Below are 21627 nucleotides of genomic sequence, written 5' to 3' on the forward strand. Positions count from 1 at the left end.
ATCGACCACCTTGACTTGAGTCGTCGGCAGATCGACACGAACGACCTGCCAACCCGGCGGATCGGTTTTCGACAACACCCAATCATCACGTGGAATTTGCTCTGTCGCAATTTCCCCATGAACGAGTTCCAAAGCCGATGTAATCGCCCTCTCGTCGGGACCAAAACCCAACCGAGTTCCGTCCTCCGACAACGCCAAGACACGGGTCGATAACACGTCCGCCCGAGCGACCGCAGGCGTTGTGCTGAAGGGTTTCGAGTTCGGATTCGAACGTCGGTCCGCCAGCGAATACAGCAATATCTCGCGAGGGTCTTCTTTGGAGACCGCCAGGAATCTTCCGTTGGGCGAGATGGCTACCGCGAGCGAGTTTTCGGTCGTCGACACGACGAGCGAATCGAACCTTTGTTTAGTCGTGAGGTCAAACAGTTCGACAATTGATTTGCCGACCCGACCGTCGATGAACTGATTGCTTAACACCGCGAACGATGTCGGTCCGATCGCGACCGAAGTCACGTGAGGCCATTCTGATCGGACTCGAAACCGATTGGCCGGGTTTCGGATATCAGAAACGTACACGTTGCCTCGCGCGTCCGCCGACGCCCAAAAAAGACCTCGATGGTCTCGGGTTAGCGCCGCGACACGTTCGTAGTAGTCCTCGGTGAACGTTGCTTCGTTCCCCGTGCGGATTGACCGAGCGATCAATCGTACTCGAGCGTCGTTCTCTCGCCGCGAATAGACGAGCGTCTGATTGTCAGAGAAGATTGCACGCGGTGCGAAACGAATCGCCTCCGGCCCCGACGGCCGCAAACGTGTCCCCTGAAAGCCACCGCCTTGCTGCCGGTCCCACAAAAACATTCCGCCACGTTCATCACGAGAAACAAAACGCGTCCCGTCGAGCGAATAGTCCAATGACATCACCGAATAGCGATGTCCCTCGGTCCCAATCCGCTGTGCTTTCGCCGCGGCGGTCCGCTCGGCAGGAGTCGGGACACACCCCGACACGCGTCCGGTTGCTAAATCAAACTCAGCAATGTCGCCGGTTTGTTGCCGTGCCCCCACCCCACCGAGAACCATTTCAGGGGCGTTGGGATGCAAAGCGAGGGCAAAGATACCACCTCGGTTCCCGCGAGCCTGCTCCCAATCCATCGGCGGCACCCGCGTGAGTGCAGGGGGTCCGCCCCCGCGATTCTCCCAACCGACCTCGTAGACATGCACGCGTTTGTCGAGACCGGCGGCATAGAGCCGCTGCGAGTCGCCCGAGAACCGCAACTGTCGAATTTGCCCAACCGGCCCATGGGTTTCCAAGACAACCCGTGGCGATGGTGATTGTGCCTCAGCGGATGAAACGGCCAACGCCATCCACACACCAACAACAAAAACCGACAAAAGGTGCCAGAGACACTTATCTGACACCGTGTCGCGGTATGCTCGGTTCATCGTTTACTCGAGCGGCAGGTCGTCAGGGTTGCTGTAACGAATGCTGACCGACGAAAGCAACGTTTCGCCGAAATAGCACCTTTGAAAACCGGCTTTTCGCGTGATGTCTTTTCCGATGCCGGTTCGCAGTTGCCCTTTGTTCTTCGCCAACAACTCGACTGCGGGCGGTTGCTCATTCTCGGTCCACGCGTGAAAGAACTGGGCTGTCACTGTTCCGATATCGGCACCGTGAGGCAACCCGAGCGATTCACCGTTTGCAGTCACGACGAACTCTTTGAGCAACGTCGGCGAGACATACCAACCGGAAATCACTCCGACGCTTTTCGCCGGGAAGAACCATGTGCCACGGGTGCGTAGCGAAGGATCTTCTGACAGGCAGAAGGAATTGATTCCGTCGATCGACAATTTCACGCCAACCGCATGGTCCGCGTCATTGTAGAGACGAATCTTGTAGACATCGTTTGCTTGCAGAGGAGCAAAAGGGAAACCGCCGGCGTTCTCGATCGACAAAGGATTGAAACCATTGGTCGATTGATTGGCGACCATGATTTCCACACGGAACTTGCTGTTCGCGTCGGGTGAGACGACGGTGTTTCCTGAGTTGCGGAACGCGAAGATCGGTTCGCTCACGCTCGAAACCAATTTCCCGGTAACCTCGGCTTGTTTGCTCACCAATTGCTTCGCCGTTTCGCTCTTGCTCGAAGAGGTATCGTTGGCAACCTGAGCGACCGCATCTTGCTCTTCATCGAGATCAACAGTCAGGCCGAGCAATCGGCTGATGTCTTCAATGCTTCGGACCTCTTCGACCTTGACCTTCTCGCGGAACCCTGAAATCTCCTTGCCCGACTTGTCGAACAGGTTGGCTTTGATCAAGACGATCGCCGACGAACCGGTTTGTTCAAAACTGAACGCACCCCGAACCGTCCAACTCGCACCGAGCGGCACGACCTGCGTGTCTTTCTTGGTCAACTCGTCCTTCAGCGATGCGCGGATGGCACGCCCCGCCGTGGCTGTTCCCGGACCGTCAAAGGTGCCGAGCATAATTTGTCGCTGTCCCTTTTCTTCCAGGTACTCCGAAATGTTCTCGGCGAGGTTCACGATGGCATCATCGAGCGTCGCACCGTGAACCGGAGCGAGGAACAGAAAACTCAGCACCGAAAACGCCGCCAGGCGAGCGATTCCGGGAAGACTAATGGGTCGGATATTCATGTCGGGGTCCTTTGCGTGGAGTCTCGATCGGCGGTTTTGGTTCACTTACGGTAAATTTCAGATCAACGAGAGGCGGTCAGTTGGAAATCGGCGTGCCGATTCGAAGCGAACTGGCGGCTTCTTGGAAGACAGAGGATGTCGTCTCGGCGGAATCCCAAAACGCCCTCTTAATGGTGCCACCTTCAAGGGCGAGCGGTCCGAGACCGAGTTCAACGAGTCGTCCCGAGAACACTTGGTTTCGCAGGAGATCGGTGTCCTCAATACCGAGTTCACAGGCAGCAGCCTCGAGATCCAGGTTCTTTGCGTACAACTGGGTCACGCGACTGATCGGTTCTTCAAAGCTGAGCAACGCATCGCGATCGTTGGGCGACAACTCCAATTCCCCAGCGACAGCACGCCATAAATGTTGCAAATAATTCTGCTTGGTCGATTCACGGGCACGATCGAGTTCGCTCTGTTCGGGGAACAACTCCTGAACTTTGCGGCGAGCCTGCGGGTTCTGCACAGCAGTTCCCTCGCGGACGAAATCCGTAAAATCCAGCATCCCGTGCTTGTGACAGCTCATGCAGGAAAGCCCGTTCACAACCAGCGGGCTCCCTGAAATGTTCAGCGAATCCCAAACGATGTTGACCGGCCCCTCATCGATTCGATTACCTTCGCCATCGACCAGCATGTATGCGTGCAGCCCGTTGGGCAGATTGAAAATGATTTCGCCACCGGCATGTTCGAACGCCTCCGCGTCGAACTCGTTGTCTTCGAACTTCGGCCCGAGAGGGAACCGAGCGAGATTGCCTCGGCCCGCGTTGCGGTCAAAGTCGTAACTGAGCCAGAACGTGCCGTTGGTCGACGAATGGTATTCGATCAATCGGTTTTGTCCCGAAACACCACTCTCGAAAAGGCCTGCACGACGCGAAGTGTTCAGCCGGAAGTTCTTTTCAACATCAACGCCGACGCGTTCGAGCAGCGTCGATAGTTTCTCCGGAATCCCGGTGAGTGAGTGGTAAAGCGGAGGGCGGGTCGCGTTGGCGACGAACCAATCTGCGCGAATCGATGTTACGCCGTCGAAGTTGGCCGAACCGTAGAGTTCCTCGATCTTCTCGTAAATTTCGAGTGCTTCAATACTCGACTGAGGTTTGATACCGAACGGATATTGTTCGAGAACCGCTTCCCATGTTCCGAATTCCTGCCATCCGTAGTGGCGAAGGTCAATGTTATAGATCGTCTTAGCATCGTCGATGGGTGTCGGAGGCTTGATGGTTGCCTGGTCCGACATGCTGTTGACGGCTTTCGAGAGTGCCGCGCGATAGATCCGCATATCACGATCGGTGACCGATCGATTGTTGTGAATGTGAGTCAGCGTTAGATAACGTTGGAACTTGCGTTCGTCTTTGCGTATATCAAACAGGTGCCGCGCGATCTGGCGTAGAACATCGACGTCGTCAATGAACTCGCGTGAGTCATCCGTTTCCCACGGCGCGCCGGCGTCGATCCACCTTTTAATGATCTGCTTGTCATCGTCGGCGAGCGGCTTCTTCGGTGGCATGTGTTCGTCTTTGATCACATTCCACAACAGCGACGATTCGGCATCACTGGGAATGACGTACACGTCCCGGTCGCCGTCGGCTCTCGGACGCACGGCACCGACCAAGCTATCTCGATCGAGAACATTCATTTTGTCGATTTTGAATTCGACGCCGTGACAACGATGGCAATTCTGACGCAGGATGTGCAGCGCGTTCTTAGCGAGTTCAGCGGAATCTTCGCTCGCCCCTGCTTCCGCATTCGTTGACACGAGAACGGTTGCCTCATTGGCCAGCGCCTCGGCGTTGTTTTCGGTAGCCTGCGTGTTCTCGTGAGCTAGAATGCTCGCTGGCATTGAGGCTAGCGAACACATCACGACCCCGATCATCGGCAGTAACTGGCCCGACGGCAGTATGGAAATCGATGGTTTCATTTTGGTGGTCTACTTTGGATCATGGCATGGAAACCGGTTTTCTCCCGGTCGCCGAAGGTGTCCATTACCTCTATGGCAAAAACCCCTCCTCAGCGGACAGGAGTCTGACCGATCACATCATCTGACCGTAGAAAATGCGTGCAGAACCACCGACCCCCAAACGAGGGACTATAGTTTAGGTCAATTTGACGCACCAACAAGTGAATTCCCGACGCGCGTGCTAGCGAAGCCGAAAAGCCACCTCCATGTCCTCGTCGGGCTGTAACTCAATTGCCACCAAGTTGTTACCGTCAACAGGCAACGATTCCCCCGTCCCCGTTTCGGCGGAAACGATCCCTCGGCGAACGCGAATATTGAGCGGTCCCTGATTCGGTGACGTCAATTTCACTCGTACTTCCGATTTTTCGAAGTCCCACGCGAGGGAAGTGACGGTGACTTGATTTCGGCATCGCACGCCGCGAATCTCACCGACAGCGAGCGCGGGCGTGTCCTTCAACGCCGGGAGCAACTCGATTTCGGCTGCACGCTGCGATGTCGCGGGCCGTGAATAAACGAGCATCTCGATCACAACCGCCGGCAGGCTGTGCAGCATGTCGGCGTTGTAGATTCTTCGCGGGTTGTGATAGGTGAATAGGCTCGGCAGGAGATAATCACGCGACAACATAAACCGCAGGTTGCCCTCGACCAGATCCGCATCTTTCAACCGCGTCCCGATCAGAGCCATGTGAGCGAGACCGTGTGCCGAACCGTTGCCTCGCCCCCGACGCCTTGCCGCCTCGACCGCTGCTTCGAACCACTCAGGCGTGTCCTCCGGATTGATCTCATGCCCCGGCCATACCGGATAGAGATGCGACACGTGGCGATGGTCGTAGTTGTCATCGAGTGCCGGGTAGGCCCACTCCTTCAACGCTCCATCATCGTTGACGAGGTAAGGCGGCAACTCGTCAAGCACCCCTTCATAGCGAGCAACCTCTTCGTCGGTGAGTCCGCCTACGTCTTTGAGCCCGATCAACTGCGTCAACACTTGCTTGCAACAGGCGATATCCATTGTGGCGTTGATCGCGGCGGGCGAGTTACTATTACCCGGCCGATTCTCCGGCGAATAGGATGGTACAAACATTCGATCACCATTTCCATCCCGCTCGCTCAGGTAGTCTTCGTAGAACAGCGCCACCTCCTTCATCACCGGCAACAGACGTTCTTTCAAATAACGAACATCGCCGGTCGTTTGATAGTGTTCAAACATCGGCAACAACAACCACTGCGCCCCCGAGATCCAAAGGCTTCCGGGAAAGGATGGCGAATAGTGCGTATTCAAATTGTGACGACCGTCGGTACGAATCCCCGACAGAACTCCACGACAACCGAATAGGTTCTTTGCGTTCGTTCGCCAATCGCCAACAACTCCCATCACGAGTCGGTCATAACTCGCGATAGCTTCCGGCAGCGCTGCCAGGTTCGCTGCTGAAATTTGCAGATTGACGTTCGCGTCCAACGTAAAATCACCGGACCAATCGGGACGCCAGTCCCCGTTCCACAATCCCATTAGGTTCGGCGGCCATTCTCCTGACGAAGAGATCAGGGTGTAGCGTCCCATGTCGAACATTTTTGTCAGCAGCGCCGGTTGCAACTGCTCGTCGGCGGATTGCTTCTGAAGCCGGATCAACGCCTCGTTGCTGAGATGATCATTCTCGGTCGCCGCCAAACGCAAATCGACACGATCGAACATCTCGCGATGAACATCTGCGTGACGTGAAAACAGAGAATCGTAAGCGGCATCGATCTCGGAGAGTCGTGTTTTCAGTTCGCGTGTGAAGCGTCCAGACAAATCATCATTCTCGATCGATTCGATGGCGATCAGCAGGACGAGTTCCTCACAATCGAAATCGAGCGACTCACCGTTGCTTTCGCAGGTACCGTTCCTTGCGATCGATCGAACCGCGACCGCGTATCCACGCGGCGATTTCGTGTATTTGCAGTGATAGGTCAGCCATCCGTCTTCGGCTGCGATTTCGGGATCGTGGTATCCGCCTCCCTTATGATCGGTGCGTTTCGATTTCGGCCGCGAGTCTTGATTGACCAAACGCACGGTTCCCGTCACCCGTTGCCCGGGCTCACCGACAACGCGTGTGACGATCACATTGTCGGGTCGAGATACAAAAGTGTGTCGTTGAAATGACTTTCCTGACGACTCCCACTGCACGGCAACTTCACCAGATCGAAAGTCGACGCTGCGCACGGACGGAACATCACCGTTGACATTGGCGGCCTGATCGATGATCAGGGCACAAGCCGGGTGATAGGGATCGGTCCACTGAATCCCTGGAAACCCCGCGTCGATCGCCGACTGAAACGAATGCTTGTAGGCTTCGGCGTACTTACCCTCTCGCATCAACCGTCGTACTTCGGGAAGCGCGGACGCGATATCCGGAACCGGGCATGGCGAATCGAGCAGCGGCTCGTAGAGTCGTTCGTGATTCAACACGATGCGTTCGCTCGCGGGATTGCCGAAGACCATCGCTCCGAGCGTTCCGTTCCCCGTCACCAACGCCTCTTGCCAAATTTCAGCGGGACGTTCGCTCCAACTGCCACGTTCCGGAATGGAGACGCCGGCGATTGAAGGTGAATGTTTCGCGGGGGCTAACGTTTTTTCAGCGCTGGCAAACGAGGCGTTGGAAACAAACACCACAAGCGTTAACAACCAAACCAATGCGGATTCATTGCGACGAGCAAACATATACACTTCACCAATTGGGGGCAGGCGTCCGAAGACATAGAAGGAGGGATCGAAGCAGCATGCAACGCTTGTTTCGAGGGGAATGACTCAACCCACGTTGCAGTGTAGACACGCAGACGCTCGACCGAAACTCGGGTGTGGAAACGTTGCCTCACACATCGAATTGACTCACCGCCCCCTGCGATAGTCCATAGAAAGGAACACGCAACGGTTCACCAAAAGCATTCGAAGCCGAGCGATGCTCAGCGATCGATATCCGCCAGTGCTTCGGCCGCAATATCGCGGAAGCGAGCCCGATCGACCGGGCTCAGCGGGGGCAGGTGCAGGTGGCGACGACTCGCCAAGAGCAATTCATAAAGGCCGGCGACCGATCGTGGACGTTCAATGTCACGAATCAATCCGGCTCGCAGTGACTCGTCTCCCCAACGCTCTTCACCCACCCACTCCAAGTTGAGTGGAAGCCGCGTTGTGTGGTCGGCGTCGAGATCTCCATAGAGCAACTCGCGGTGCACGATTCCTTTGATGTTCTCAATTCCACCGATGACGCCAAATCGATCCGGCGTGACCGCCGCCTCGTCGGCTAGTTTTTGCAGCTCGACTTCGTTCAAACCAGACAGGTCCTCTTCCTCCTCCGGTGCCTCTTCGGCAACCCGAGGTGGAGGATCTCTGTAAATGACCAACGGAGTATCGCGTGCAGCGTTAATACGGCGGACGCGGTCAATCAACTCAACGGCGGAGGCATCGAATGGTTCTCGTTTGCTGATGATCAAACGCAGATCTTCGCCGAGGGAGGCAAAAATCTCCGCCTGACGGACCGAGGTTGCAAACCTGGGTTCCAACCCGGCCTGGTTGATTAGCGTTTCAAGTTCCGTGATCACTTCGGGACGATTTTCCAATACGATTGCCGTCGGTCGATCGGTCAACAGACTCATCTGACGCCAACGCTGTCGCACTCGCGCGCTGCCCGCATACGCATCGGTGGGACGCAACCGCGCGATCGCGGCGGCAGCCTCGTACCGGACGATGGCATTGGGATGATCGACCGTCTCCACCAACGAAGACACGTGTCGGCCGGTCGCGACGAACCACGGGGCAGGCGAAACGTTTTCGGCAGGCTGGATCATTCGCAGCCAACCGATCAAAGCGGGCTCGTTTTGGGTTTCTTTGGCGAGATCGATTGCGGAGAGCAGGAAGTCGATTTCCGAGGACTGGATGACGCCAACGGCGGGTAACAACTCGTTGGACCGAAACGCAGCGACCTGATCGGACGATCCCCAATCAGGATTGTTGGCCACGTTGTAAGCGAGGATTGAGTTCAGTTGCCGCACCACACTCGTCGCGTCGTTGTCACCAACCGCAACGAGTCGCGCCGCCGCATCGGCCGCATTGCGAAACTCGAGAACCCACTGCGGGATTCGCTGAGGGCTGACACCGGTACGCTGTTCGTTAATCACCCACGCGGTGACACGTCCGAAGTTACGAAGGCTGCGATTGGCACGTTGGTCGGCGGCCTCCAACCGCGAGTTCAATTCCTCGATCACGCTCGTGCGCAACGGGATCGCAACGCCGGTGGATGCGAGAGCGTCCGAAGCAATCCGCGCCGACGCGCTGACGCCTTCGCCACCGTCGCTCGCATCGTCCTGCCGATAGAGTGCCGTCACCAACTCAGTCAGAACCGATTCATTGCCTGCGAGATCCCTACCGGCCAACCGCACCAACGCCGATAGTGCGCCGGCGCGAGTAGCGTCGGTACCGTAGAGCGAAATACGCTGCAGCGCCTCAACGCCGGACGCCTCGTCGATCCGAATCATTGCCCGCAACAAAGAGTCGCGTTTGTCGGAATCTCGCTCGGTCACGATCGCGTGTACCAAAGCCGCGGTCGATGCTTCACCGCCTTCGAACAACACACGAATCGCAGGCAAGGATTGATCGACGTTTGACGACGTCAACGCTTCGATGGCTTTGGCGATCCGTTTCGGCGACGCCAAACTTTCCTGACGTAGGTTGAAGACATCGTCGATGGCAGTGATCGCTTCGGGGCTCACGTCGGGATGCGAGACGATGCGGAGTCTTTCCGCCGGATCAATCTGTTCGGCGACCATAACTTTTTGCGGCGCCTTGTAGCCGAGGCTGCCGAGTCGGGCGGCGAGTTCGTTGACTTTTTCGAATTCTCCCATCCGGGTCAGCGCGGAAATGGCGCGTCCAAGTTCCGCCGGGCCACGTTGGGCTCGCTGCACCCATTGTTCGACGGCGGGATCAGGCGGCTCGACGCTGAGTTCCTCGATCGTCTGTCGCAGCAACTGAGCGTCGGCCCGACGGATGTCCCCGGCGAGCAAGCATGCGACCGCCAACGCGGCGACAAAAGTGAACCGAACGAGTGGAACAATCATGAGAAAAGCGTGATCGAGGAGGCGGTCAGGGAGCGGAGGCCCGCCCGCATTCTAATCGGATCCGAGGCGTCCGCGATCGCTTTTCGACGTCGGCACTACTGCAACAGTTCGTCGACCGCGGCGAGAACCCGGTTTGCTTCGGTTTGTAGCGATTGCAGCAGTGGTCCCGCCTCGTCGGGATTCGAGAGCCTGCCCTCTCGACCGGCCTCTTCGATCTCTCCGGCCGCGGCCTGCAATTGCTTGGCCCCGAGCAGCCCGCAGGCTCCCTTGAGCGTGTGGGCATTGCGTCGAGCCGAGTCGTTGTCCCCCGACGAAATATCCGTCTCCAACAAATCCAAAAGGGACTGACACTCTTCCTTGAAAACCGCAGCGAGACGGAGCACTCCCGAAACCCCGCCGGGGATCCGCGAACGAGCCGAATCGAGATCCAGGCACCCGGCGTGTTTGTTCCCCAGGACGAGTCGGTCGGCCGATTCCAGCGATCGAGCGAACCGCGCACTGCCTTCCACCGTGATCCCCGATTGATTGTCGACGGTTTTCGAACTCGTGAAGATGGCCCCCGAACCCGCCGAGGCAGACGAGGAAACGGCGGCGGTTGCAGCACCGATAGGATGGATCACTTCCAGGGCACGATGCAGTTTGCGCCGCCGGATCGGTTTGGTCAGGTAGTCGTCCATGCCGGCCTCGCGACACAACCGGGCGTCCTCCGCCATCGCCGCGGCGGTTAACGCGATAATGGGAATATGATGATCTGTTCCCATTTCCTGCTGCCGAATCTCGACGGTCGCCTCGAGCCCGTCCATCACCGGCATGTGCATGTCCATCAGGATCACGTCGTAGGTTTCGTTACGCCACTTCGATAACGTTTCACGTCCGTCGCTGGCGATTGAACACTCGTGACCGAGGGAACGCAACAATCCTGCGATCACGTGTTGATTGGTAACACCATCCTCGGCGACCAACACGCGGAGAGGCTGCGTGGCGACAAACTCCTCGCCCCCGAGATCTTCTTCCAGGTCATCGTCGTTCCGCTCCATGTCCGAATGATCGGCGACCGACAATTCCAAATCAAAAAAGAATGTCGTTCCGACACCGAGTTCACTTCGTAGCTGCAAGGTGCCACCCATCAATTCAACGAGTTGTCGGCTGATACTCAGCCCCAATCCGGTGCCACCGAACCGCCGCGTCATCGAAGCGTCCGCCTGCGTGAACGGAGCCAACACCGAGGCCTGCTGTTCCGGCGAAATCCCGATCCCGGTGTCAACGATGCTGACGAGCAGTCGCGTCTTGCCTCCGTCGGTGATGTCGGATTCGTTTTCGGGCTCGCTATCGCTTTCGTTGGCCACGTTGGCGTTTGCGCCGGATTGTTCGAGAGCAGCCACCTCCTCGGGATGCGTCTGATCAACCGGCGTCTGATCGGTTTGCGCCGGAGGCAAACGTTTGACAACGACGGTGACGCCACCACGGTCTGTAAACTTCACCGCGTTGCCAATCAGGTTGATAAGAATTTGCCGAATTCGTCCTGGGTCACCGACGAAGTAGTGTGGTAAACCTTCCTCGTAATCGAGACGCAACTCGAGGTTCTTCTTGGCACCTTGATAGCGGAGCGTTGAAATCGCGGCCTGGATTTCATAGCCGAGCGAGAACGGGACCGCCTCGAGTTCGAGTTTACGGGCTTCGATTTTCGAAAAGTCGAGAATGTCGTTAAGCAGTCGCAACAGCGAATCGGATGAGCGGCGGATTGTGTCCACATACTCGCTCTGCACCTCACTCAGATCGGTTTGGGCGAGCAAGTCCGCCATCCCCACCAACGCATTCATCGGGGTGCGAATTTCGTGACTCATGTTGGCTAGAAACTCACTCTTGGCCCGGTTCGCCGCATCGGCCATCCGCACGGCTTCTTTCAGTGCCGCTTCGCTGCGTTTCAGTGCCGTGATATCGCGCGAGATCCCAAACGTTCCGATCGTGTCTCCGTCTTCGTCGACGAGGGGCATTTTGGTCGTCATGCACCAAGTGTCGTCGCGTTCGGGCCAGGTTTCTCGCTCGACGCGATCGACCAGGGGGACACCGGTCTCGATCACTTCGAGTTCGTCTTTGCGGGCCTGCTCGGCGTGCTCGAGCGTAAAAATATCCGCGTCGGATTTGGCGATGATCTCTTGCGGATCGTGATAACCAAACTTTTCCGCCATCGCCCGACTGACGCGAATGAACCGGCTCTGCAGATCCTTGAAATAGATCGAGTCCGGAATGTTTTCGAGCAGCGTGTTCAGCAGCGATTGTTCAAAGCGGCTCTTATTCTCGGCCTGGACTCGCGCCGTAACGTCCCAAAAGAGAACCTGAATCCCCAGCAATTTACCGTTGGCGTCGTAGATCGGGCTTTTGACCCGTTCGATCCAACCGATGCTGCCGTCGGCGACACTGGCTTGCTCGACCGCGTGTTGAGCCTGACCGCTCTCGAGAACCCGCCGGTCGTCCTCGGTATATTTGCGTGCGATTTCTTCGTCGAACAGATCCGAATCGAGTTTCCCCGCGACGTCCTCCCAACACAGGTTTCGCCACTTCAGGTACGCCTCATTGGCGAACACGCGCCGACCGTCGTTTGATTTGATCAGCACACTCAGTGGCAGACTGTTCGCGAGCGCCCGATAGGTCGCCGAGGTCTGCAGGTCGCGTTCGTTCGACGATGAGTCGGTTGGGGACATCTTTCTACACGCCGCTGGGGATCGTCGGAACGATCGCGGACCGGCATGAGAACATGTCAGTCACGATCAATCAGGTTCGACAACGTTTAATCAATGTGACTTCGTTACCTTGGTCATTGTAGACCAATTCGTCAACGAAGCTGGCCATGAGCACCAACCCCTGACCACGCGGTGCGTTTTCATCCTCGGACATCGCCTTGGGATCCAACTGACCTTTCTGGGGAACCGTCGAGGTATCGAACCCCGCGCCTTGGTCGGTCACGATGATCCGGATTTCCTCAGTCGCCGCGATCGCTTCGACACGAACGGTCCGATCGCAATAAGGAGCCTGCTGGATGCGCTGCCGCATCGCTTCGCTAAACTTACCATCACGGGCCAACTCGTGGTGGCTCGGGCACTGCTGCGTCGTCAATTCGAGATTGCCGTGCAACATCGCATTGGCCAACGCATGCTCGACGGCGACCCCGAGACGGACCATGTCGATACTCGGCAACAACTCCATTCCCGAACTCACCTGCATCAGCAGTCCGACGAGTGGGTTGATCAACAACGGATCATTCGGCAAATCAAAAACGAAAACGTTCTTCTGCAACGTCGAAATGAGCTTCGCGTAACTCGCGTCGGTTCGGATCACCCCGAGAACGTCGATGATCGTGTTGTTGAGCAGTTCGCTCATCCGATTTTTCGGAACGTACCCCGCCGCACCGAGTTGCAACGCCTCGGCCGCGAGCTCTTCGCTGCCGTGCCCGGTGACGAGGATACTGGGGATGTGCGAAAAATCGTCACGCATCCTCTCAACCAACTGCAGCCCGTTGAGTTCGGGCATTTCCAAATCAGTAACGACGATATCAATGGATTGCCGTCGCAGCTCGTCAATCCCACACTGCCCGTTGTTGGCGTGAACAACCTCATGCTCGGCCGCCTCCAACAACATCGATATCTGGGCGGCCTGGGTTGGACTGTCTTCTACCAGTAAGATCTTGGCCATGATGTTCGTCCTTTGGTGAGAACAAGCAGGTTGAAATTGAGACGAGTCTTGCTGAACAGCCCCAATCCGCCTTGCGAGCAGAGTGCCGATCCGTTCAGTAACCAACGAACAAGGCCATGACACATGCTCGTTATCCACCCCTAAGGTAAGATAATAACGCCTTACCGACCCCCAAACTAGTAGGCTGCCGCAACTCCGACTGGCCAACCGCAGCCTCCTGTTTTCGACGTTTTCGCTCTCCCCCGACGCAATCGGACCTTCCCCATGACCATCTACTACGCAAACGGCTCGCCCACGACCTCGCTGACAACCGAAGATCTGCGATCGGCTCTGCAAACCACCTTTGACGCGATTTCGCCGCCCAAGAATGTTCTTCTGCTGCCGCCCGACCAGACGCGTTTGTTCAGTCGGGCCGGTGAATTGACGGTATTGTCTCACGAATTGCTCGGCGACCGCGTGACTGACATCATGCCGGCCCTCGGAACCCACTCACCGATGACGCCCCCTCAGTTGGATCACATGTTCCCGGGCGTCCCTCACGATTTATTCCGCGCCCACCGGTGGCGTGACGACGTGGTGCAACTCGGCGAAGTCCCGGCTGACTTCGTTTCCGAAGCGACGCAGGGCATCTACACAAAAAGTTGGCCGGCCGAGGTCAACAAGATGCTCCGCGACGGCAACCACGATCTGATCTTTTCGATCGGACAGGTCGTCCCGCACGAAGTCATCGGGATGGCCAACTACAACAAAAACGTCTTCGTCGGCACCGGCGGCGTGTCGGGCATCAACGAAAGCCATTACCTCAGCGCGATGGTCGGTATCGACCAAACTCTCGGAGTCGCCAACACACCGCTGCGGCAGATCCTCAACTACGCTCAGGATCACTTCTGCCAGGACATGCCGCTGCTGTACGCGTTGACCGTGATTGAACTGCTCAAGGACGGCACCAAGCTGACTCGCGGTTTGTACATCGGCGACGATCACGAAACCTTCTACGCCGCCGCGGAGTTATCGCGTCAAGTCAACATCACGCACCTGCCGCGAGCCCCCAAACATGTCGTCGCCTACCTCGACCCGAGCGAGTTCAAAAGCACGTGGTTGGGCAACAAAGCGATCTACCGCACTCGCAAAGCGATCGCAACGGGCGGCCGCCTGACGGTCCTGGGCCCGGCCGTCGAGGAGTTCGGCGAAGACAAACGGATCGATCAATTGATCCGCAAGTACGGATACCGGACCAAGAAAGAAGTCATGCAGTTGGTTGCCGATAACGAAGACCTCGCGTCCGACCCGTCCGCCGCCGCACACCTCGTGCACGGATCACCTGAGAACCGTTTCGACGTCGTCTACGCAGCCGGGAAATTGAGCGACGAAGAAATTCGTTCCGTCGGGTTCATCCCTGGCGACCTGAATGCTCTGATGCAACGTTATGACATCAACAAGCTGCAGGATGGCTTTCATGAGGACATCGACGGAACCGAGTTCTACTACGTCCAAAACCCGGCTCTCGGACTTTGGGAAGCCCCGTTGGACTGAAACCGCCCCTGCCCGCTCACCGACCTTTCGACCGTTTCCATGTCAACCTCACGCCCTTCGAACTCGGACAACATATTGAACCCGGAGACGCCTTCGACGTCGCCTGCCGCTGCCGACCCGACGCCGGAGGGCAACCTCCCTCGTCACGTCGCGATCATCATGGACGGCAACGGTCGATGGGCGCAGGGGCGAGGCTTGCCACGTATCGAAGGGCACCGCCGTGGTGTGGCGACGGTTCGCAGAACCACCGAAATGGCCTCGCGGTTAAAACTGGAGGCGCTTACGCTTTACTGCCTGTCGAGCGAAAACTGGAAACGCCCGAAGACCGAACTCGACTTTCTGATGCACCTCCTGCGTCAGTACCTGATCGAAGAACGTCGTACCCTGCTCGAACAAAACCTGCGTCTGCGTTTTATCGGACGCGTCGATCGACTCGACGAGAAAGTCCTCCGCGAAGTCGAACGGACACAGAAACTCTGTCGCGATAACACGGGCACCGAACTCGTCCTGGCGGTCGACTACGGCGGTCGAGACGAAATCGCTCGAGCGACACGGCGTTTGGTAACCAAGGCCCTGGAAGAAGGCCTGTCGCCAGATTCCATCGACGAAAAGTTGGTCGCCGAAAACCTCGACACACAAGGTCTTGCCGAGGTCGACCTGATGATCCGAACCGGTGGCGACATGCGAATCAGTAACTTCCTACTCTGGCAGGTGAGCTACGCGGAGTTCTGGTTCACCCAAAAGTGCTGGCCGGAATTCGAAGACGAAGACTTCCAACAAGCGTTGACGGACTTCGGTGAACGCACCCGACGTTTCGGCGGACTGGTGCCGAACTAACCAATCGCGCCGCTGGCCTTTTCTTCTGCCGCACTCGGTCGGAGGTAGTCGGGCACCAAATCCATCGCGGGCGTGGTTTCGCCTCGCCGAAGCATTTCGACACCGAGGCGTCCGACCCCGGCGGCCCGCTGCAGTCCGTCGCCAGCCCACTGGGCGTCCGAAATTTCGACCCCGACACGATCGAAAACCGCACGATCACCCATGAAAATGTATTTTTTTTCATCGTGCGAATGCGGTGTCTCGTCGCACGCCATAGGCTGTGCGGTTCCGCACGATACAGCCGACTGCAATTCCGTTTTCCATTGCTCGGCCGAGACCAAATCGATATCGGCATCCTCACCGGCGACAAAGCGTCCTCGATAGACTTGGCCCCGGTACGCCGACAATCCAACGAGCACCGCCGATGCCGCCACAGCTCTCTTAGCATTTTCGACAGGGGAGAGCTCCGCGATCGCGCACAGCGAATTCACCGCAACGATCGGAATTTGCAGGGCATAACCGAGTGTTTTCGCCGTCGTGACGGCAACCCGCAGTCCGGTGAACGATCCGGGACCGACCGCCACGGAGATTCCGTCGAGGGAGCTGAGCAACCGATCGGGCAACCTTTTTTCTGCGAGATCCGAAATCTGCACCGCCAATCCCGCCGCCGCCCTGGATTCGCGGCCAAGCCAGCGAGCCTCCACCACGCGTGCGTCATCCATCAACGCGATCGAACCTTCACGGCCGATCACCTCGATCGCGAGCGTCTTCAGACCGGTCGATCGATCCGGTGAGTCAGATAATTCCTGCTGCATAGGTTGTTGCACAAAATTCATACACGCTACAATCCGACGCCACCGCGGACGATAATGTTTGAAACGGCCGCGGTGCGGAGGCGTCTATGTGGCGTAAAAGTAGTTATTGAATCCGATTTTTACCAGGTTTTCGAGAGATTTCGTGAAACGAGCGTTGATCAGCGATATCCACGGCAACCTGGAAGCTCTACAGGCCGTCATGGCGGACATCGATGCCATCGGCGTTGACGAAATCTACTGCCTCGGGGACATCATCGGCTATGGCCCTAATCCGTGCGAGTGCCTCGACCTGGTCATGCGTCGGTGCAAACAGACGATTCTGGGGAACCACGATCAAGCGGCTCTGTTCGACCCGGACGGATTCAACCCGATGGCGTTGCGTGCGATCTACTGGACCCGTGATCAACTCGATGCCGGCAACGGCAGCCAATCCCAAGTCAACGCCCGCTGGGATTTCCTCGGCGAACTGCCGCGGTTCCTTAACGACGATCCTTACCGATTCGTCCACGGCTCGCCACGCGATCCGACGAACGAATACGTGTTCCCGGAATACGTCTACGACACCCGCAAGATGGAAATCCTGTTCGGCAAGATTGACCAATATTGCTTCATGGGGCACACGCACCTGCCCGGTATTTTTACGACCACCTGTGAATTCATCTCACCGGAAGAGTGCGACAACACCTACACGCTCGGTTCGGCCAAACTGCTGATCAATGTCGGCAGCGTCGGGCAACCACGCGACGAAAACAATCGCTCCTGTTACCTGATCCTCGACACCGATTCCAATACGATTACTTATCGTCGGGTCGAATACGACATCGAAGCAACCGCAACCAAGATTTACAACGAACCCGATCTCGACAACGCGCTCGGCGATCGGCTCAAACGAGGACACTGATCGCGTGACGCGCACAGCAATCTTAAGTGACATTCACGGCAACCTGTCTGCCCTGAACTCGGTCATGGAAGACATCGAATCGCAACGAGTCGATCGAATTGTCTGCCTGGGCGACGTGGTGGGCTACGGTCCGGAACCGTGCGCGTGCCTGGATCAGGTCATGGAGTTCGACTTCTGCGTCCTCGGAAACCACGACAGCAGCTCGCTGTTCGATCCGGAAGGATTCAATGTCGCTGCCGAACAAGCAATCTTCTGGACTCGCAACCAACTCGAACGTGTCGGCGACGATCCCGAAGCGAGCCGTCGCAGGATCGACTACCTCTGCCAATTGCCTCGCACCGTCCGCGAAAACGATTGGCTGTTCGTTCACGGATCCCCACGTGGACCAACGAACGAATACGTCTTCCCGGAAGACACGCAAAACCTGAAGAAGATGGAGAAACTGTTTTCTCTCGTGCCACGGCTGTGCTTCCAAGGACACACGCACGTGCCGGGAGTCTTCACGGCAGACCATCGCTTCATCCGCCCCGCTGAAACCGGGACCGGCTACTCTCTCGGCGACCCCAACGCCAAACTGATGATCAACGTCGGCAGCGTCGGCCAGCCGCGTGACGGCGACCCTCGCAGTTGCTACGTGATCGCCGAACCAGGCGTGCTCGAATTCCGTCGCGTTGAGTACGACATCGAACGGACCGTTCGCGCGATTGAAGAAGAGAGCGACCTGGATAACTTCCTAGGCTACCGACTCCGCGAAGGCCGCTAGTACTTCATGTCAACTTGATTTTCGGGTAGTGGACGAGGCGACGAGTCCTTGATTCGCTAGTCACGCAAGGGGATTCCTTGCGTCATCCACTACGACTCCACCCGAAAGCCACGCTGCATTGAAATACTAGCAGCGTAGCGATTCTCTCTTCAGACAGGCGGTAGTGAATCTTGTGAGAGACCCTGCTGCATGAGGATCTTTCACAAGATTCACTACGGCTACCCGGAAATAGAGCTGCCATAAGCTACGTGAGCACGCTGACATTCGACGCGGCCAATCCCCGTAGCGGAGTTCGCCAGAATTCAGATCCCCGAATTCTGGCGACTTCGGCAACGTCTTGAGAGCAGGAAACTACTCGAGCCCTTCAAACGCGGACTTGATCAGATCGGCTTGCTCTAACTTGTGCGCGGCCATGCTGCCGGTGCTCGGGCTCGCCGACTCGGTTCGCGTCGCCTTGGACAGCGAGAACCGTCGCGACAGCTCATCGCCGAATTTGAATTTCATGTACGGCCAAGCGCCCATGTTTTCCGGTTCATCTTGGATCCAGCGAACCTCGGTACCATCAGGCAGGCCTTCAAGAGCCGCCATCAGTTCCTCAATCGCGAGCGGGTAGAGTTGCTCGACACGCATGATCGGCACATTTTCGATCTCGCGATCGAGCCGCTCCTGCAACAGATCGTAGTAAATCTTTCCCGTACACAGCAGCAAACGCCGGGCACCTTCGAGCGGCACTTTGCGATCGGGAAGGATCTTTTGGAAGCTGCCGTTGGCGACAATCTTCAGAGGACTGGTGACCTCCGGATGACGCAGCAAACTCTTTGGCGTCAGAACGATCAAAGGCTTCCGCCATTTTCGCAGCACCTGGCGGCGGAGCAGGTGGAAGTACTGCGACGGCGTCGTTGGCTGGCAAATTTGAATGTTGTGTTCTGCAGCCATCGCGAGCCATCGCTCGATCCGAGCGCTGCAGTGTTCCGGCCCTTGCCCCTCGAAACCGTGCGGCAACAACATGACCAGCCCCGACAAGCGATCCCACTTGTCTTCCGCACTGGCGATAAACTGGTCGACGATCACCTGAGCGACGTTCCAGAAGTCACCGAACTGTGCCTCCCAAACGCACAAACCGCTCGGCGAGTCGAGGGAATACCCGTACTCAAAACCGAGCACGCCGGCTTCGCTGAGCGGACTGTTGTAGAGCTCCAACCGGGCCTGCTTGTCGCTGATGTTCGCCAGCGGTGTGTACGTGCTGCCGTCGCGGACGTCGTGCAAAACCGCGTGCCGGTGGCTGAACGTTCCCCGTTGGCAATCCTGGCCGGTCATACGGATCGGGTGTCCTTGCTCGAGCAACGACGCGAACGCGGCGAGTTCGGCGGCGGCCCAATCCAACGGACGCTCGCCGGCAGCCATCTCCCGCCGCTGCGCCATCGGACGCTTCAGTTTCTTGTGCGAGGCGAACCCTTCGGGCAACCGAGTCAGCGAGTCGAGCAATCGACTGAGGTTTTCGATATCGATCGTGGTGTCGACCGCCTCATCCGGCTCGGGGCCACCAAAGTACTCGCTCCAATTCGCGGCGAGTGTTTGCGTGTCGGGAACGAACGTTTCGTTCTTGCTGGCCTCGAATTCGCGTTCGAGTTTTTCGGTCCGTTCCTTGCTGATCTGCTCCGCTTCTTCCTCGGTGATTTTGCCGAGCTTCAGAAGGCGGTTGAGGTACTGTTGCCGCACGCCGGGACGGCGGTCGATTTCGGTGTACATCCGGGGCTGCGTGAACCGCGGCTCGTCGCCTTCGTTGTGTCCCCAACGACGGTACGCATAAAGGTCGATCACGACATCGCGTTGGAACTCTTTGCGGAAATCCATCGCCAGCGAAACAACCTGCGCGACCGCTTCGGGGTCCTCGCCGTTGACGTGAAAAATCGGGATCTGCAACATCTTCGCGACGTCGGTCGCGTACGTGGTGCTGCGGCCGTCGCGTGGATCGGTGGTGAATCCGACCTGGTTGTTGATCACGACGTGCAGGGTTCCGCCGGTCCGGTACCCGTTCAGTTCGCTGAGGTTGAGGGTTTCCTGCACGATCCCCTCGCCCGCGAACGCGGCATCGCCATGGACGAGGATGGTCATCACCTCTTTTCGTGCGGTGTCGCCCCGGTTGTCTTGCTTGCACCGGCATCGCCCCTGAGCGACCGTGTTGACGAACTCCAGGTGGCTGGGGTTGAAACACAGCGAAATGTGCAGTGTGTCGCCCGAGGCCGTCTTCCAATCACTGCTGTATCCAAGGTGATAACGCACATCACCGCCACCGCGGCTTAACTCCGGCGTCGGGTCATCGAACGACCAGAAGATGTTCATCGCCCGCTTCTTCAGGATGTTCGCCATCACGTTGAGGCGGCCGCGGTGCGCCATCCCCATGACGACTTCCTGAACTTTGTGCTGCCCGGCTTTCTCCAGAGCCAAATCGAGCAGCGGGATCAAACTCTCGGCACCTTCGAGCGAGAACGTTTTGGCCCCCACGAACTTCCGCCGCACGAACTCTTCGAAAATCGTCGCGTCGGCCAAACGCGTGTAAATCCGCCGCTGGCGTTCGTACGACAGGTCGAGACGGTTCTCAGTCGTTTCCATCCGACGCTGCAACCAATCGCGGATGTTGCGATTGTCGATGTGCATGAACTGGGCACCGATGCTGCGGCAGTAGGTCTGCTGCAGCTTTTTCAGGATCACGTCGAGCGTGCTGCCGGTCACGTTTTCGAGAATGCTGCTGTCGAAAGGACGCGCCAAATCCTGGTCGCTCAGCCCGTGGCTCTGCGGCGACAGCTCTGGGCAGCCATTCTCAAACAGCCCGAGTGGGTCGAGTTTGGCGACCAAGTGCCCGCGCACCCGATACTCTCGCACGAGCTGGTCGATCCGGTCTTGAATCCGCGCCAACCACAACGCTTGATCAACGTTCTGGTTGCCGGTCGACCCCGAGGGCACATCGCCGTTCGTGCCGGAGGCCGCTTCACCACCCCGGGGCTGCGTCACTCCCGCGATCCGGACCGAACCGCCGATCGGTCCCGCCGACCGGGTTCGAGAGGTCCCCGCCCCAGCCGGTACAGGCGTGTTTTGCACCGGAGCCCCCGCCCCGACGAGAAACTGCTCGAAATATTGACGCCATGTTTCTGACACGCTCGACGGGTCACGCACGTACTGCACGTACAAATCGTCGATGTAATCCAACGAATAACTATTCATGAGCGAGGGCGGCGGTCGGACCGATGAGTGGCCACCACCGAGTTGGCTTCGAAGGGGAGAGGCTGAGCTTTCAAAGACGAGATGGCTTCGAAAACGATGAAATGGGACAACGTCAGGTGCGTTTCAACATCAAACCGACCGAACATCACTCTTGCCGAAT

The 21627-nt window shown here is 57.7% G+C and carries 13 protein-coding genes; 4 read left to right on the forward strand and 9 right to left on the reverse strand.

Annotated elements, in window-relative coordinates; all coding sequences use genetic code 11:
* From RSSM_RS30755 to RSSM_RS30785, 7 genes are all read right to left on the reverse strand, one after another.
* Window positions 1-1437 (reverse strand): WD40 repeat domain-containing protein (locus RSSM_RS30755; protein ID WP_144060258.1); only part of this gene is annotated, 1437 nt, incomplete at its 3' end.
* Window positions 1438-1440: 3 nt separating this feature from the next.
* Window positions 1441-2646 carry a hypothetical protein gene (locus tag RSSM_RS30760; protein ID WP_008689280.1) on the reverse strand — a complete coding sequence of 402 codons (1206 nt, stop codon included), beginning with the start codon at window positions 2644-2646 and terminating at the stop codon, window positions 1441-1443.
* Window positions 2647-2722: 76 nt separating this feature from the next.
* Window positions 2723-4522, reverse strand: coding sequence for a transcriptional regulator (locus tag RSSM_RS30765; RefSeq protein ID WP_236621513.1), 1800 nt, complete (start codon window positions 4520-4522; stop codon window positions 2723-2725).
* A 298-nt stretch (window positions 4523-4820) separates the two neighbouring features.
* The gene (locus RSSM_RS30770) at window positions 4821-7337 is read right to left on the reverse strand and encodes a glycosyl hydrolase family 95 catalytic domain-containing protein (protein ID WP_008689283.1); all 2517 of its coding nucleotides are present in this window, start codon (window positions 7335-7337) and stop codon (window positions 4821-4823) included.
* A 242-nt stretch (window positions 7338-7579) separates the two neighbouring features.
* Entirely contained in the window at window positions 7580-9727 is a 2148-nt protein-coding gene (locus tag RSSM_RS30775; RefSeq protein ID WP_008689285.1) for a hypothetical protein, read from the reverse strand.
* 95 nt (window positions 9728-9822) lie between these two features.
* On the reverse strand, window positions 9823-12429 hold the full coding sequence (locus RSSM_RS30780; protein ID WP_008689287.1) for a PAS domain-containing hybrid sensor histidine kinase/response regulator: 2607 nt from the start codon (window positions 12427-12429) through the stop codon (window positions 9823-9825).
* Between the two features lie 70 nt (window positions 12430-12499).
* Window positions 12500-13417 carry an ATP-binding response regulator gene (locus RSSM_RS30785; protein WP_044304119.1) on the reverse strand — a complete coding sequence of 306 codons (918 nt, stop codon included), beginning with the start codon at window positions 13415-13417 and terminating at the stop codon, window positions 12500-12502.
* 264 nt (window positions 13418-13681) lie between these two features.
* Here RSSM_RS30785 and RSSM_RS30790 point away from each other — a divergent pair, with 264 nt between their 5' ends.
* Both RSSM_RS30790 and uppS read left to right on the forward strand, forming a co-directional pair.
* On the forward strand, window positions 13682-14950 hold the full coding sequence (locus RSSM_RS30790; RefSeq protein ID WP_008689290.1) for a lactate racemase domain-containing protein: 1269 nt from the start codon (window positions 13682-13684) through the stop codon (window positions 14948-14950).
* A gap of 39 nt (window positions 14951-14989) precedes the next feature.
* Entirely contained in the window at window positions 14990-15787 is a 798-nt protein-coding gene (uppS, locus tag RSSM_RS30795) for a polyprenyl diphosphate synthase (RefSeq protein ID WP_008689293.1), read from the forward strand.
* On the opposite strand, the gene tsaB is transcribed toward uppS, so the two are convergent.
* The gene (gene tsaB / locus RSSM_RS30800; RefSeq protein WP_236621514.1) at window positions 15784-16602 is read right to left on the reverse strand and encodes a tRNA (adenosine(37)-N6)-threonylcarbamoyltransferase complex dimerization subunit type 1 TsaB; all 819 of its coding nucleotides are present in this window, start codon (window positions 16600-16602) and stop codon (window positions 15784-15786) included. The two genes, uppS and tsaB, sit on opposite strands and share 4 nt — an antisense overlap.
* A gap of 121 nt (window positions 16603-16723) precedes the next feature.
* On the opposite strand from tsaB, the gene RSSM_RS30805 reads away from it, so the two are divergent.
* Both RSSM_RS30805 and RSSM_RS30810 read left to right on the forward strand, forming a co-directional pair.
* Window positions 16724-17482, forward strand: a complete 759-nt coding sequence (locus tag RSSM_RS30805) for a metallophosphoesterase family protein (RefSeq protein WP_008689297.1) — start codon at window positions 16724-16726, stop codon at window positions 17480-17482.
* Between the two features lie 4 nt (window positions 17483-17486).
* On the forward strand, window positions 17487-18245 hold the full coding sequence (locus RSSM_RS30810; RefSeq protein ID WP_044304120.1) for a metallophosphoesterase family protein: 759 nt from the start codon (window positions 17487-17489) through the stop codon (window positions 18243-18245).
* Window positions 18246-18596: 351 nt separating this feature from the next.
* On the opposite strand, the gene RSSM_RS30815 is transcribed toward RSSM_RS30810, so the two are convergent.
* Window positions 18597-21467, reverse strand: a complete 2871-nt coding sequence (locus RSSM_RS30815) for a 2-oxoglutarate dehydrogenase E1 component (protein WP_008689299.1) — start codon at window positions 21465-21467, stop codon at window positions 18597-18599.
* Window positions 21468-21627: the final 160 nt, after the last annotated feature.

It is taken from the genome of Aporhodopirellula sallentina SM41, assembly GCF_000346505.1.
GTDB lineage: Bacteria > Planctomycetota > Planctomycetia > Pirellulales > Pirellulaceae > Rhodopirellula > Rhodopirellula sallentina.